Origin of the sequence: Sphingomonas sp., assembly GCF_025362505.1 — a bacterium.
Classification (GTDB): Bacteria; Pseudomonadota; Alphaproteobacteria; order Sphingomonadales; family Sphingomonadaceae; genus Sphingomicrobium.
In genome coordinates, this window is record NZ_JANYGG010000132.1 from 1 (window position 1) to 14310 (window position 14310).

At 65.7% G+C, this 14310-nt stretch carries 15 protein-coding genes; 5 read left to right on the plus strand and 10 right to left on the minus strand.

The window, feature by feature from the left end; genetic code table 11:
- Positions 1–38: 38 nt before the first annotated feature.
- The 3 genes from Q0R27_RS12315 to Q0R27_RS12325 are packed head-to-tail and all read right to left on the minus strand — an operon-like array spanning position 39 to position 1577.
- Complete coding sequence (locus Q0R27_RS12315) at positions 39–518, minus strand: GAF domain-containing protein (RefSeq protein ID WP_293945259.1); 480 nt, start codon at positions 516–518, stop codon at positions 39–41.
- Positions 518–928 (minus strand): alternative ribosome rescue aminoacyl-tRNA hydrolase ArfB, encoded by a 411-nt coding sequence (gene arfB, locus Q0R27_RS12320; protein WP_293945261.1) that lies wholly within the window; start codon positions 926–928, stop codon positions 518–520. Before arfB ends, Q0R27_RS12315 begins: the two co-directional genes overlap by 1 nt.
- Positions 918–1577: an RNA pseudouridine synthase gene (locus Q0R27_RS12325; RefSeq protein WP_293945263.1), complete on the minus strand. Its 660-nt coding sequence runs from the start codon at positions 1575–1577 to the stop codon at positions 918–920. The genes arfB and Q0R27_RS12325 overlap by 11 nt, the downstream gene beginning before the upstream one ends.
- 228 nt (positions 1578–1805) lie before the next feature.
- On the opposite strand from Q0R27_RS12325, the gene ctrA reads away from it, so the two are divergent.
- Both ctrA and Q0R27_RS12335 read left to right on the plus strand, forming a co-directional pair.
- Positions 1806–2513: a response regulator transcription factor CtrA gene (ctrA, locus tag Q0R27_RS12330; RefSeq protein ID WP_293945265.1), complete on the plus strand. Its 708-nt coding sequence runs from the start codon at positions 1806–1808 to the stop codon at positions 2511–2513.
- 75 nt (positions 2514–2588) lie between these two features.
- The gene (locus Q0R27_RS12335) at positions 2589–3878 is read left to right on the plus strand and encodes an MFS transporter (RefSeq protein WP_293945267.1); all 1290 of its coding nucleotides are present in this window, start codon (positions 2589–2591) and stop codon (positions 3876–3878) included.
- Here Q0R27_RS12335 and Q0R27_RS12340 read toward each other — a convergent pair.
- The 3 genes from Q0R27_RS12340 to Q0R27_RS12350 all read right to left on the minus strand — a co-directional run bounded on the left by Q0R27_RS12340 (position 3875) and on the right by Q0R27_RS12350 (position 7268).
- A complete protein-coding gene (locus Q0R27_RS12340; RefSeq protein WP_293945269.1) occupies positions 3875–4948 on the minus strand; it encodes a histidine kinase dimerization/phosphoacceptor domain -containing protein in 1074 nt (357 codons plus the stop codon). The two genes, Q0R27_RS12335 and Q0R27_RS12340, sit on opposite strands and share 4 nt — an antisense overlap.
- A 152-nt stretch (positions 4949–5100) precedes the next feature.
- The gene (locus Q0R27_RS12345; RefSeq protein WP_293945271.1) at positions 5101–5910 is read right to left on the minus strand and encodes an arginyltransferase; all 810 of its coding nucleotides are present in this window, start codon (positions 5908–5910) and stop codon (positions 5101–5103) included.
- A gap of 134 nt (positions 5911–6044) precedes the next feature.
- On the minus strand, positions 6045–7268 hold the full coding sequence (locus tag Q0R27_RS12350) for a threonine ammonia-lyase (RefSeq protein ID WP_293945273.1): 1224 nt from the start codon (positions 7266–7268) through the stop codon (positions 6045–6047).
- 54 nt (positions 7269–7322) lie between these two features.
- Between Q0R27_RS12350 and Q0R27_RS12355 the strand changes: the two genes are divergently transcribed.
- Positions 7323–8963: an amidohydrolase gene (locus Q0R27_RS12355; protein ID WP_293945276.1), complete on the plus strand. Its 1641-nt coding sequence runs from the start codon at positions 7323–7325 to the stop codon at positions 8961–8963.
- Positions 8964–8993: 30 nt separating this feature from the next.
- Here the strand turns inward: Q0R27_RS12355 and Q0R27_RS12360 are convergent, their stop codons facing one another.
- Entirely contained in the window at positions 8994–10979 is a 1986-nt protein-coding gene (locus Q0R27_RS12360) for a protein-disulfide reductase DsbD domain-containing protein (RefSeq protein ID WP_293945278.1), read from the minus strand.
- Between the two features lie 183 nt (positions 10980–11162).
- Here Q0R27_RS12360 and Q0R27_RS12365 point away from each other — a divergent pair, with 183 nt between their 5' ends.
- On the plus strand, positions 11163–11432 hold the full coding sequence (locus tag Q0R27_RS12365) for a circumsporozoite protein (RefSeq protein WP_293945280.1): 270 nt from the start codon (positions 11163–11165) through the stop codon (positions 11430–11432).
- A gap of 308 nt (positions 11433–11740) precedes the next feature.
- Here Q0R27_RS12365 and Q0R27_RS12370 read toward each other — a convergent pair whose 3' ends face one another.
- Positions 11741–11956: a tautomerase family protein gene (locus tag Q0R27_RS12370; protein WP_293945282.1), complete on the minus strand. Its 216-nt coding sequence runs from the start codon at positions 11954–11956 to the stop codon at positions 11741–11743.
- A gap of 188 nt (positions 11957–12144) precedes the next feature.
- On the opposite strand from Q0R27_RS12370, the gene Q0R27_RS12375 reads away from it, so the two are divergent.
- Positions 12145–12780 carry a winged helix-turn-helix transcriptional regulator gene (locus tag Q0R27_RS12375; RefSeq protein WP_293945288.1) on the plus strand — a complete coding sequence of 212 codons (636 nt, stop codon included), beginning with the start codon at positions 12145–12147 and terminating at the stop codon, positions 12778–12780.
- 11 nt (positions 12781–12791) lie between these two features.
- Here Q0R27_RS12375 and Q0R27_RS12380 read toward each other — a convergent pair whose 3' ends face one another.
- Positions 12792–12929 carry a hypothetical protein gene (locus Q0R27_RS12380; RefSeq protein WP_293945284.1) on the minus strand — a complete coding sequence of 46 codons (138 nt, stop codon included), beginning with the start codon at positions 12927–12929 and terminating at the stop codon, positions 12792–12794.
- A 163-nt stretch (positions 12930–13092) separates the two neighbouring features.
- Positions 13093–14310 (minus strand): chaperonin GroEL (gene groL, locus Q0R27_RS12385; protein ID WP_293945286.1); only part of this gene is annotated, 1218 nt, incomplete at its 5' end.

The window sequence follows — 14310 nt, forward strand, 5'->3', positions numbered from 1 at the left end:
CAAAGATTTGGGTTAACGGGATGAATGCTGTTCGATGACTACAGCGCCTTCACGAGCAGCGACGCAATCGCCACGAACCCCGCCTCGTCCTCTTCGTCGAAGCGCGCTGCGTCGGGGCTGTCGAGGTCGAGGACGGCGATCAGATGGCCGTCTCGAACGATCGGCACGACCAGTTCGCTGACGCTGGCCGCGTCGCAGGCGATGTGGCCGGGGAAGCTGTGGACGTCGTCGACGCGCTGGACCTTGAGGGTTGCCGCCGCCGCGCCGCACACGCCCTGGCCGAACGCGATGCGGATGCACGCCGGGCGGCCCTGGAACGGCCCGAGCACCAACTCGCCGCCGACGTTGCGATAGAAGCCGGCCCAGTTGAGCCCCGGCACGCTTTCGAAGATCAGCGCGGCGGCGTTGGCCATGTTGGCGATCGGGTCTGGCTCGCCCGCGACCAGTCCCTTGAGCGCCGCCGCGAGGTCGCTGTAGAGCGTCGGCTTGTCGTCGGCGGTGATCGTGAAATCGTGCATCAGTCCAGACTCACCTTCCCCCGGCCCTTCTTCACTTCGCCCCGACCCTTCTTCGTCTCGACCCGCCTCGCCTTGGCGGCGCGGCTCGGGCGGGTGGCGCGGCGTTTGGCCTGAACGATCCGGGCATCGGCGATGATCTTCGCCAGCCGAGCGCGGGCGTCCTCGCGGTTGCCCTCCTGCGTGCGATAACGCCGCGCGGTGATGATCAGCTCGCCGCCGCTGGTGAGCTTGCTCCCGGCGATCGTCTTCAATTGCGCGTAAGCCTGTGGGCTGAGCCCCAGCGCGAACACGTTGCAGCGCAATTGGCACGCGGTCGCGACCTTGTTGACGTTCTGCCCGCCCGGCCCGGTCGCGGCGAGGAATTTCTCCGACAGCGCGTCGTCGGGGATGCGGACGTCGTCAGGCTTCATCGAGCGCGGCGTCCTCGCGCCATTCGGCGAACGCTTCGGGCAGCGGCGCAATGACGTCGACCGGTGGCTTCTTGCCGCGCGGGACGACCAGGCGGACGGCGTGAAGCAGCATCGGGCCGCCGGGCACGCCATAGACGAAATCGCCGATGATCCCGGCGCCGAGCCCCTCGCGGGCGTGCGCCCTGATCTGGTGGGTGCGGCCGGTTTTCGGGCGGAACTCGACCAGGCTGCGGCCGTCGCGCATCGCCAGGCGGCGCCAGTGAGTGATCGCGCTTTTGCCGGCCGGGTCGGGGCGCATTTTCCACCCCGCCTCGGCGCTCGATACCTTGCCCAGCGGCAAGTCGATCACGCCTTCCTCGGCGACCTCTCCGGCGAGCACCGCGAGATAGGTTTTCTCGACCGTCCCCGCCTCGAACGCCTGCTGGAACACGACGCGGGCCGACGCGTGGCGGGCGAACAGCAAACAACCCGACGTGTCCTGATCGAGCCGGTGCATCGCGACGGGTGGGCGCTTGAAGCCGCAGCGAAGCTCGTCGATCCGCCGTTCGATGCTGTCGCCCCCGGCGCGCGGCGCGTCGACCGGCAAACCGGCCGGCTTGTCGAGGACGATCGCTTCGCCGTCTATAAACAGGATGAGGTCCTCGAGCATGAGCGCGCCATGCGGCGGGGCGCGGCGGCTGGCAAGGTGAGCGCGACAAGAGAGTGGATCGGCTTTGTGTCCCCAATGCCACAAAGCGACGGGATTCCAGACTTTTAGGAGTTATTAACCTTTTGCCATCAGAGATTGAATGGTTAATGGTCGCTTCAACGACGTTAAGAGCGCGCAACGATTGCTGGTTAAGACGCTCTTGCGACGGGTTTGCACAGGGGACGGACGATGCGGATTTTGCTGATCGAGGACGAGGCGACGATCGCCAAGAGCATCGAACTGATGCTGGGGACCGAGGGCTTCAATGTCTACACCACCGATCTTGGCGAAGAGGGCCTCGATCTCGGCAAGCTGTATGATTACGACATCATCCTGCTCGACCTCAACCTGCCCGACATGCACGGTTATGACGTGCTCAAGAAATTGCGCACCGCCAAGGTCGGCACCCCGGTGCTGATCCTGTCGGGCCTCAACGAGATGGACTCGAAGGTCCGCGCGCTGGGCTTCGGCGCCGACGATTATGTCACCAAGCCATTTCACCGCGACGAGCTGGTCGCGCGCATCCACGCCATCGTCCGCCGTTCGAAGGGCCACAGCCAGTCGGTCATCCGCACCGGCAAGCTGGCGGTCAACCTCGACGCCAAGACGGTCGAAGTCGACGGCGCGCGGGTCCACCTGACCGGCAAGGAATATGCGATGCTCGAGCTGCTTTCGCTGCGCAAGGGCACGACGCTGACCAAGGAAATGTTCCTCAACCACCTTTATGGCGGGATGGACGAGCCCGAATTGAAGATCATCGACGTGTTCATCTGCAAGCTGCGCAAGAAATTGAGCCTGGCGTGCGGCGGCGACAATTATATCGAGACTGTGTGGGGTCGCGGCTATGTCCTGCGCGACGCCGAAGGGGTGGACCTGCCGGAAGCCGCGGTCGCCTGAACCGACGAACACTCGCGGGGGCGCCGACGATTTGGGTCGTGACGCCCGCGCGATATCCCGGCACAAGCCGCCCGCATGAACGATGCCGCCAGCCCGCATCGCGCGGTATCGCGCAAGTCGATGGTCATCGCCGCTTTCTCGACCATCGTCGAATGGTATGACTTCACCCTCTACCTCTATGTCGCGACGATCCTGTCGCGCGTGTTCTTCGGCGAAGGCGCGGCGTCGCTAATCACGACGCTCGGCGGGTTCGCGATCGCCTATCTGATGCGGCCGATCGGGGCGATCTTCTTCGGCCACGTCGGCGACCGCCACGGGCGACGGACAATGATGCTGCTGTCGATGGCGGTGATGACCGCCGCGATGCTCGCCACCGCGCTGCTTCCCACGCGGGCGCAAATCGGACCGGCGGCGGGGTGGCTCCTCCTGCTGTTTCGCTGTGTCATGGGGTTCTCGGTCGGCGGCGAATATACCGGCGTGGTCGCCTATCTGCTCGAAGGAGCGCCACCCGGTCGGCGCGGGCTGATCGCATCGCTCGCCGCGGCAGCAAGCGAAGTCGGCGCGCTGCTCGCGGTAGGGGTCTCGGCGCTGACCGTCAGCCTGATGAGCGAGGCGGCGCTGACCGGCTGGGGCTGGCGAATCCCGTTCTTCGTCGGCGCCGGGCTTGCCGGCAGCGTGTGGGTCGCCCGCTCGGCGATGGAGGAATCGCCCGAATTCGAACGGCAGAAAGCGCGCGGCACGGTGCCCGAAAGCCCGCTGCGCCACACCCTCGCCAACCACCGCATCGGCATCGCCCGCTCGTTCGCTATCTCGGCGCTCGGGTCGATCACTTATTATGTCGGCATCACGTACGTGCCGACCTTCCTCACCTCGGCGGGACGGCTGGGCGAGGGCGATTCGCTGTGGCTGTCGACCGCAGCGGCGGTCGTGGTGATCCTCGTCACCCCGCTGACCGGGCTGCTGTCCGACCGGGTCGGGCGCAAGCCGGTGCTGATCGCGATCGCGGCCCTTGGCGCGGCGCTGCCGATGGCGATGTTCCTGCTGATGGCGAGTGGATCGCCGCAACGCGCGCTGGTCGGGGCGATCGTCCTGGCGGGCGTCGCGGGGGCGTACAGCGCGGTCGGCGCGGTCGCCACCGCCGAGCAATTTCCCGGCGAGGGGCGGCTCAGCGGGCTCGCGTTCGGGGCGACCGCCGCCACCGCCGTGTTCGGCGGGCTGACCCCCTATCTCGCGCAATTGCTGATGGTGCGCACCGGCTCGCCACTCGTCCCCGGCGCGATGATCGCGATCGTCGCCGTGGCGGTCTTGCCGGTACTGTTCACGATGAGCGAGACGCGCCCTGTCAGGGTGCCCGCAGAAACTTAAGTCGCTTTCGGCAGCGCCGAGACGAACGTCGCGCGCTCGATGCTGATCGTCAGGCCCGTCTTGGTCGATGCCTCGGTCAGCTTGGCCCCCAATTGCTTGACCAGCGCCGCGACAATCGCAGTGCCGAGGCCACCGGGATTGGGCGGCGTGGGTTTGGCACGCATGCCGACCCCGTTGTCGGCGACACTGAGCTTCCAGTCTTCGCCATCCTGTTCGAAGCTGATCCGTACGCAGGCGTCGGCCCGGGCGACAGGAAAGGCGTATTTGATCGCGTTGATCAGCAACTCGGTGACGATCAGGCCGACGCTGACGGCGCTGCTCGACACCAGCGTACTGCCCTTTTCGACGGAGACGAAGATCTGGATCTTCTGATCGCCGACGATTGATTTGTTGATGCTTGTGGTGAGGTTGGTCAGATAAAGCTTGATGTCGACCAGCTCGGCTCCACCGGCCGGGTAGAGATGCTTCTGAACCTCGGCGATCGAGAGGACCCGGCTGTGCGCATCGTTCAGTTCCTGGCGCGTCTCTTCCGAACTCACCGCGCGCGACTTGAGCAGCAGGATGCTGGCGATGATCTGCAGGCTGTTGGCCACGCGATGGCGCATCTCGGCGAGCAGGATCTTGTGCTGCTCGAGCAGCACGTCGGTCCGGTTTTGCAGGGCCTGTTTTTCGTGTTCGATCCGGCGGCGGTCAGTGATGTCGTTGAACGACAGGAGGATCGTTGTCCCGAGCGTGCCCTCATAGTGGACGGTGCGGGCGCTGAGTTGCATCGTGCGCCGCCCGGAGTGCGCGACTTCGGTTTCTACCTCATACTTTTCCATCACCGACTGGTCGGGAATGATCGCGAACAGGAGTCGCCGCAGTTCGGCGATGTCCCATTCGCCCTTGCCGAGCTCGAACAGGCTGCGACCATGAACCGTCGCGGGGCTTTCTTCGAACACCGCGTAGAAGGAGCGCGTCGCGGCCAGCACGCAAAACTTCCCGTCGAGCACGAGGCACGGCTCGGGGATGGTATCAAGGATGGCCAGCGCCAGCGTCTGGCTAAAAGCAGGATCTAAATTCTGTTGCAATCAGGCCCCGTTAGGCGGGAGCGAAGGCGCTCTCAGCCGCTAGCAAGCCCCGGCAAGCCTGCGGCGCGGGCAGCTTATACAAATTAAGGTTCGAAGCATATCTTTTGTTGCTGCCATCTTTCGCTCCTCCCCAAGAAGCAATCGACGCCGCGTCAGGCGTCGATCAGCGTCCGCCGCCGTTCGGCAAAGACGGGCGCCTCCGGTCGATCCGACGATGATTCCACGGCGACCTCATCCATCCGCCGCCAGCCGTCGCGGCCAAGGCGCTCCAGCGGGCGGAAGCTCGCCTTGTAGGCCATCCGCTGCGACCCTTCGACCCAGTAGCCGAGATAGACATAGGCCAAGTTGGCGCGCGCGGCGCGGATGATGTGGTCGAGGATGATGAACGTGCCGAGCCCTTTGCGCGCGCCCGGACCGACATCGTAGAACGAGTAGATCATCGACAGGCCGTCGGACTGCTGGTCCGACAGGCAGGCGCCGACCAGCTTACCGGGCTTCCCGTCGACCGAAGGCTCGCGATATTCGACAATGTAGGTTCTGACCGGGGTCTGTTCGACCATGTCGGCGAAGTCGCTCTCGTCCATCTCGGCCATGCCGCCGCCGGGATGGCGCGCGGCGAGGTAGCGGCCGAGCAGCTCATATTGCTCCTCGGTGGACCACGGCTTGCACGCGGTGACCTCGAGGTCGGCGTAGCGGCGGATTATCTTGCGCTGGGTCGCGCTGGGGGTGAATTCGCCCGCGGCGACGCGGACCGAGACGCAGGCGTTGCAGTCGATGCAGCTCGGGCGATAGGCGACCGACTGGCTGCGGCGGAACCCGATTCGGCCGAGCGCTTCGTTGAGCTCGCCTGAATGGCGGCCGTTCAGTTCGGTGAACACCTTTCGCTCGACCTTGCCCGGCAGATACGGGCACGGCGAGGGGTTGGTCACGAAGAACTTAGGGAAGCGAAATGGGGCGCTCACCCGGACCGGCCTTCCTTGAATGGTTAGGAAACCCTTTATGCGACCGGTAAACGCGGTTGAAAAGAGTTGGTCCCGCGAAAAGAGGGTTAAACCGCGCACTGTGCCAGGATGACGCACCGGCGATCGAGTATTCCCTAGTCAAGCAGCGAGCGTTCGACCCGGAATTGCGCTTCGCCCAACGCTTCGATCACGCGGTCGACCGCGGCGGCGTCACGCGCTTCGCACTCGACCTCGATCAGCGTGTCCTTGGCCGGCAGGGTGGTGAAAATCCGCTGATGGTGAACCTCGATGATGTTGACCCGGTGCTGCAGGAAACATTCAGCGATGCGGACCAGCACGCCCGGCCGGTCGGGGGCGAGGATCGCGAGCCGCGCCACCCGGCCCGAGCGGACGAGCTCGCGGACCAGCACGTTGGCCAAAAGGTGCGTGTCGATATTGCCGCCGCACAGCACCGTCCCGACCTTGCGCCCGGCATAGCGCCCCGGTTCGGCGAGCATCGCCGCGAGGCCCGCCGCGCCGGCCCCCTCGACGACGGTCTTCTCTATCGCCACCAGCAGCGCGACGGCATGTTCGATATCGCGCTCGGCGACGAGCCGGATATCGTCGACCAGCGCGCCGATGATCTCGCGGGTCAGCACGCCGGGCTCCTTGACCGCGATGCCCTCGGCGATGGTGTCGCCGCCAATCGGCCAGTGGCCGCCCTCGACGACATTCTTCATCGACGGATAAAGCTCGGCCTCGATGCCGACGACCTCGATGCCGGGCTTGATCGCCTTGGCGGCGGTGGCCATGCCCGAGATCAGCCCGCCGCCGCCGATCGGCACCACGAGCAGGTCGAGGTCGGGCGCGTCGGCGAGCATCTCGAGCGCGATCGTCCCCTGCCCGGCGATCACCGCAGGGTCGTCGAACGCATGGACGAACACGAGGTCGCGCTCGAGCTCGAGCTCGCAGGCATAGGCATAGGCGTCGTCGAACATCGCACCGTGAAGAATGACGGTCGCGCCATGCCCTTCGGTCTGGGTGACCTTCATCATCGGAGTGGCCTCGGGCATGACGATCGTGACGGGGATGCCGAGGCGGTGACCATGGTAGGCCAGCGCCTGGGCATGATTACCGGCCGATGCGGTAACCACGCCTTTCGCGCGATGGTCGGGGCTTAGCTGGAGCAATTTGTTGAGCGCGCCGCGCTCCTTGTAAGCGGCGGTGAACTGGAGATTCTCGAATTTCAGCCAGACCTCGGCACCGATCATGTCGGACAGGCTGCGGCTGAGCAGTGTCGGGGTGCGCACCACCGCGCCTTCGATGCGGCGCGCGGCGGCGCGGATGTCGTCGAGGGTTGGGGCGGTGAGGTTCGTCATGGCGGCGCGGCGTAGCTCTTCCCCGCGCGTCAAACAATGCTACCACCCACGGCCATGAAAGCTTCACACCTCGCCGTCGCCCTCTCGCTTCTCTCGACCAGCGCGCTTGCCGACACGCTGATCGACAACGTCAAAGGGCTTCAGGTCGACCGCGCGGGACAGCTGCAGCATTTCACCGGGCTGGTCGTCGGCAGCGATGGCAAGGTCGTTCAGCTGCTTGGCCTTGGCGATGCGCGGCCCAAACGGGTCGACTTCCGCGTCGACGGCCAGGGCCGCGCGCTGCTGCCCGGGCTGATCGACGCGCATGGACATGTCGGCGAATATGGACTCGGCACCCTTCAGCTCGACTTGACCGGCACGCACTCGATCGCCGAGCTGCAGCAGCGGCTGGTGGCCTTCGCGGCGACCAATGCTGCGCCGCGCTGGATCGTCGGCAATCGCTGGAACCAGGAGGATTGGTCCGACAAGCGCTTCCCGACCAGCGCCGACCTCGACGCGATCGTGAAGGACCGTCCCGTCTGGCTCGTCCGGGTCGACGGCCATGCCGCGGTCGGCAACAGCGCCGCGCTGCGCGAAGCGGGGGTCACGCCCGCGACCAAGGCGCCGTCCGGTGGCCAGATCATCGACGGCCTGTTCGTCGACGCGGCGCGCGACCTGGTTGAGGCGAAGATCCCCGCCGCGCTGCCCAGCCAGCGCGACCAGGGGCTGGCCAATGCTCAGCGCCTGCTGCTCGGCTACGGCCTGACCGCCGTCGCCGACATGGGCACCAACGAGGCCGACTGGAACACGCTGCGCCGTGCGGGCGACGGTGGCCGGCTAAACGTGCGGGTGATGAGCTACGCTGCGGGGATCGACGCGCTGCTCAGCATCGCGGGATCGAAACCGACGCCGTGGCTCTATGGCGACCGCCTGCGCATGGCCGGGGTCAAGCTCTACGCCGATGGTGCGCTTGGCTCGCGCGGGGCGTGGCTCAAGGCGCCGTACAGCGACTCGCCGGGTTCGCGCGGGCTTCAGTTGATGGACGATGCCAAATTGAAGAACCTCGCCAGCCGCGCCGCGATGGATCATTTCCAGGTCGCGGTGCATGCCATCGGCGATGCCGCCAATGCGCAGGTCATCGGTGCGTATGAGGAACTGAGCCAGACCTATGGCACCGACCGCCGCTGGCGGATCGAACATGCCCAGATTCTCGATCCGGCCGACATCGGGCGGCTGGCGAAGGCCGGGATCATCGCCTCGATGCAGCCGACTCACCAGACCAGCGACCGGACGATGGCCGAAGCGCGGCTCGGGCCGCAGCGGCTGGCCGGTGCCTACGCCTGGCGCTCGATCGCCGCGACCGGCGCGCATTTGGCGTTCGGGTCGGACTTCCCGGTCGAATCGCCCAATCCGTTCCCGGGAATCGCCGCCGCGGTCAGCCGGCAGGATCCGCAGGGCCAGCCGCCGGGTGGCTGGCGGCCGGAGGAGCGGGTCACGCTGGCGCAGGCGCTGGCTGGCTTCACCCGCGAGGCGGCCTATGCGGGGATGGCCGACGACCGGTTGGGCTCGCTCGACCCGGGGCACTGGGCCGACTTCATCGTCGTCGACCGCGATATCGCGGCTTCACGCCCGACCGACATCGCCGCGACGAAAGTGCTCGAAACGTGGATCGCGGGCCGCAAGGTCTACGAACGCTCGGCTTCTTTGAGCCGCTGATTCACGCCAGCTTGCGCTGAACATCAGCGGCTAGCGTACCCGCGCTGCCCGCTCGATGAGCATGCCCTGCGTCAGGATCTGCGGCAGTTCCTCGGGCGCCTTGCCCGGCTCGTACCACAAGTAGAGCGGCACCCCGGCGCGGCCCTGCTTCTCGAGGAAGCGGGTGATCGCCGGGTCGCCGGCGGTCCAGTCGCCCGAAAAGACCCGCACTTCGGCCTTGCGGAAGGCGGCGCGAACCTCGTCGCGGTCGATCGCCGCGACCTCGTTGGCCTTGCACGTCAGGCACCAGTCGGCGGTGAAATAGACGAAGGCGGGATGGCTCGCGCTGGCCGAGGCGACCGCAGCCTCGCTCCACGCCGCCGAGCCCAGCGGTGGCTGCGCCGCTGACAGAGCGCGCGGCGGCACGAGCAATGCTCCCGCCAACGCAATTGCCGCAACGCCAGTCAGCGCAAGCCAGCCAAAGCCCTGGCGCTTGCCGAATACAACCAGCAGCAGCGTCAGAAGTCCGACCGCCACAAGCCCGACGAGCAGCCCCTGCATCCCCGCCTGGCGATAGAGCAGCCACAGGCAACCGACCGCCGTTGCCGCCATCGGGATGGCAAGGAAGCGCTGGAACCTGATCATCCACACGCCGGGCCTGGGCAGCCGGGTGCGCAACGCGGGGATGAAAGCGACCGCCACGAACGGCAGCGCAAGCCCGAGCCCGAGCACCGCGAATACCGCCACCGAGCCGAGTGCGGGCAGCAATAGAGCGGTGCCGAGCGCGGCGCCGAGGAACGGCCCGGCACAGGGCGTCGCGACGAACGCGGCGAGCGCGCCGGTGGCGATGCTTCCGCTCGGATTGGTCTCGCCGCCGATCACCGGCAGCCGCAACTGGCCGAGCAGGTTGAGCGTGATCGCGGCGGCGAGCAGCATCAGCAGCAGCGTCGTGCGCGGATCCTGCAACTGGAACGCCCAGCCCGCCGCGCTTCCCCCCGCGCGAATCGCCAGCAGCAATCCCCCGAGCGCGCCGGTGCCGAGGATTGCGCCAGCCGCATACCCCAGTGCTTCGCGCCGTGCCTGCCGTTCGTCGCCACCCGAGCGCGCGAGATGCAGCGCCTTGATCGCGAGGATCGGGAATACGCACGGCATCAGGTTGAGCAGCATCCCGCCGACCAGCGCGCCGAGCAGCGCCAGCAACACGGCGCGCATGCCGACCTCGCCCACCGTCTGGCCGCCGCTCGGCACCGCGCCTGGCACCGCTTCGAACGACAGGCCGCGCCCGTCGCCCAGCGCGAGCACGCCGGTCAGACGCGGCGGCGCGCCACGCTTGCGCTTGAGGTCGGCGATCAGCCAGTCACCCTGGCGACGAAAGCTCTGCGGCGCGGCGAGATCGATCGGGCCGTTTTCGCCCGGGAAGACATAGGGCTCGCCGACCGTCACCGATGCCGGGAGGGGCAGCGCGAGATGAAGCGTCCCAGCGTCCAACGCGAACCGCCCGGTGGTGGCGAGCGGTCGCGGCAGCGCACGGCGCCACTCGTCGAACCGGTCACGCAAGACCGGCGCGCCATCGCCGACCGGCAGGTCGAGCGCGATCGTCCCGTGCTCGGGAACACACACTTCCTCGGTACAGGCGAGCCACTGCGCCTTGGCGCGGATCGGGAGGATCCCGCTCGCCCCCGCCGGCACCGTCAGCCGGACCAGCAGCGCATAGTCTTTCTCGTAGACGTAATTGACGATCCCCGAGAGAAGCAGCCTGGTCGGCACCGGATAGCGCAACGCCGCCGCCGTCACGCCGGGCGGAAGCTGCCAGTCGACACGCATCGCGAGACCGGCCTCGCCCGGGTTCTGCCAATAGCCGTGCCAGCCGGGCGTCGTGTGCATGACGATGGCGAGATCGAGCGGCTGGCCGGGCCGGGCGCTGCCCTCGGCGACCAGTTCCGGCTGGATCGCGTTGCCGCCGCCCGCCAGCCCACCGGCCGCGGCCGGAGCGTGGAGCATCAACACAATCAGGGAGAAGAGGAGGCGAAACAGCATTATTTTCCGCGCTACCCGCCTTCCCGGGCGGCGTCGAGCGCCCTCAATTCGTCGCACCGCACCAAATGACGATTGCGTGACGCGACACACCCCTATAATGCCGCGCGTTGGCCTGACCGATTTTTACGGCAGGCCGAGCCTCTGTCGGGGAACCTCCGGCACCGAACAAGGAATGGAACGATCATGAAGAAAATTGCCCTGACCGCTCTGGTCCTCGCGCTCGGCCTCGCCGCGTGCGAGAAGAAGACCGCAACCACGGTCGACAACAACACCGTCACCACCGAGAACACGGTTGCGGTCGACACCAATGCGGCGATGAATGCGGGCGCCAGCGCAGACAACGCGCTCGACGCCGCCGGCAACGCCACTGCCAATGCGGCTGCGGACGCCGCCAAAGCCACGGCGAACGGCATGAACGCGACGGCCAACGCCGTGGCGAACACCGCCAAGTAATTTCGCTCCTCCGGGAGTGAGATCGGGAAGGGCCGCCGGGGCAACCTGGCGGCCCTTTTTCGTTGTGCTCGGGGCTGGTCGAAGGCCGCGAATGTTCCCAATGTTCGCGGTGACGTGGGGTTTAACGCGGTCGCAGTTTGCGTCCGATTTGGTTTATTTTTAGGAAGCAAAAAGAGCCGATTTGGGCATAGCACGAAGGGTGTGCTGTAGGACAGGGTTTTCGGTGGTGGCAGCCGCTTTTGTTGGCAAGCTGCCCATCTGTTTCAACTTCCAGCTATTTTGGAAGCGGACGCGGACGCAAGCCTGGATTAGCCCTGAGCCATCCTGTGCAAATCGGCCGCCGTCAGGCGAGTTCCGCCGATTGCCCAGTTTCCTTCCTCGATTTCGTGGACCCGCACCCAGGTCACACCGCGCATAGCCTCGCCCTCGACCGAGATCATCGCGTCAGTGACTTTTTCGATAAGCTGGCCCTTTTGCTCAGGCGTAAAGACATTTTTGATGACCTGAATATCAACGAGAGGCATGATCAATTCCTTGGCTGAATTGGCACCCTTTACCGTGCCGTCCCGCTTTCATCCGCTCCTCGACTGCCGGCGACTAGTTCTCCGTTTGAAGCGCCTCCAGTATATTTTCTGTAGTTGACGAGGCTATGCAGGGGGAGGAGCCTGTCGACATGACAGAAAGAAGCTATGGCCAGTTCTGCCCCGTTGCGATGGCATCGGAGATACTCGCGTCGCGATGGACCTTAGTCCTGCTCGGAGAAATGCTTTCCGGGTCGACTCGCTTCAACGAAATACTGCGAGGCGTCCCGCGAATGTCTCCCGCCCTTCTGTCGAAACGCCTTAAAGACCTACAGAGAAATGGGGTCGTCCGGCGGGCCGACACGGGTCACGGCAAGGAATATCGGCTGACGGACGCCGGCCATGACCTCGCGCCGGTAATCCGGGCCCTTGGCGAATGGTCAATGCGTTGGGTCGATCATCAATGCACCCTTGGAAACCTCGATGCCCAACTTTTGATGTGGAACATGCGGCGAAAGATAAATCCGGATCCGCTCCCGCCGCGCCGTATTGTGGTCGAGTTCATCTACCCCGAACTAACGAAGGACAAACGGCACTATTGGCTGATCGTGTCCCCATCCACCGGCGCAGAGCTATGTTCCATCGACCCCGGCTTTGATGTCGATCTGTACGTAACGGCGGACCTCAAGGCCATGACGTCGGCGTGGATGGGGATGTCGAAAATGGTCGATGAGATCGCGGCGGGGCGCATTACGCTGACCGGCGATCCCGACCTCGTCCGAACGCTTGGAGGATGGATGAAGCTGAGCAGCTTCGCCCCCAGCTAGCTTGTTCATATTCAGGCGATGCCCCAGCCGCGATGCACGTCGTCCGGCCCGGCCCAGTCGTTCATAAATTGACATAAGCGGCCGACGAACGACTGCTCTTCAGGATTGCCGGAATTGATCGCGAATGGCAGATTTCGGGTCGTCAGCAATTATTCGCTTGCGGCCATCCCGAACAAGAAAAGGGCCGGCGGGAGTGATCCCGGCCGGCCCTTTCTTTTCGCTTCTGACGGGCAGCGGCAAAGCCGCTGCTGGACGTCGAACGGGTTCGATCAGCCTTAGGGACTGAGCGCCCCGCCGGCCGAACCGATTCGCTTAGAAATCCATTCCGCCCATGCCGCCCATTCCGCCGCCGCCCATCGGCATCGCCGGCTTGTCCTCGGCAAGTTCGCTCACGGCCGCTTCGGTCGTGATCAGCAGGCCGGCGACCGAGGCCGCGTCCTGCAACGCGATGCGGACGACCTTGGTCGGGTCGACCACGCCGGCTTCGACGAGGTTCTCGTAGACGTCGGTCGCGGCGTTGAAGCCCCGGGTTTCGTCATTCTCGCGGAGCAAATTGCCGGCGACGACGGCGCCGTCGAAGCCCGCATTCTGTGCGATCTGGCGCAGCGGGGTCTGCAGCGCCTTGCGAATGATGTCGATGCCGCGGGTCTGGTCGTCGTTGACGCCCTTCATGCCCTCGAGCGCCTTGGTGGCGTAGAGGAGCGCGGTACCGCCGCCCGGGACGATGCCTTCCTCGACCGCGGCGCGGGTCGCGTGGAGGGCGTCGTCGACGCGATCCTTGCGCTCCTTGACCTCGACCTCGGTCGAACCGCCGACCTTGATCACGGCAACGCCGCCGGCGAGCTTCGCCAGACGTTCTTGCAGCTTCTCACGGTCATAGTCCGACGTCGTGTTCTCGATCTGCGAACGGATCGCTTCGGTGCGCGCCTTGATCGTCTCGTGGGAGCCGGCACCATCGACGATGAGCGTGTTGTCCTTGTCGATCGTGACGCGCTTGGCAGTGCCGAGCATCGCGACGGTGACGTTCTCGAGCTTGATGCCGAGATCTTCGGAGATCATCTCGCCAGCAGTCAGGATGGAGATGTCCTCGAGCATCGCCTTGCGACGATCGCCAAAGCCCGGTGCCTTGACCGCGGCGACCTTGAGGCCACCACGCAGCTTGTTGACGACCAGCGTGGCCAGGGCCTCGCCCTCGATGTCCTCGGCGATGATCAACAGCGGACGGCCCGATTGGACGACCGCTTCCAAAATCGGCAGAATCGCCTGCAGGTTCGACAGCTTCTTCTCATGGATGAGGATGTACGGATCGGTCAGCTCGACCGACATCTTCTCGGCATTGGTGATGAAGTAGGGCGACAGATAGCCACGGTCGAACTGCATGCCTTCGACGACGTCGAGTTCGAACTCGAGCCCCTTGGCTTCCTCGACGGTGATAACGCCTTCCTTGCCGACCTTTTCCATCGCTTCGGCGATCTTCTCGCCGACGACGGTGTCGCCGTTGGCCGAGATGATCCCGACCTGGGCGATTTC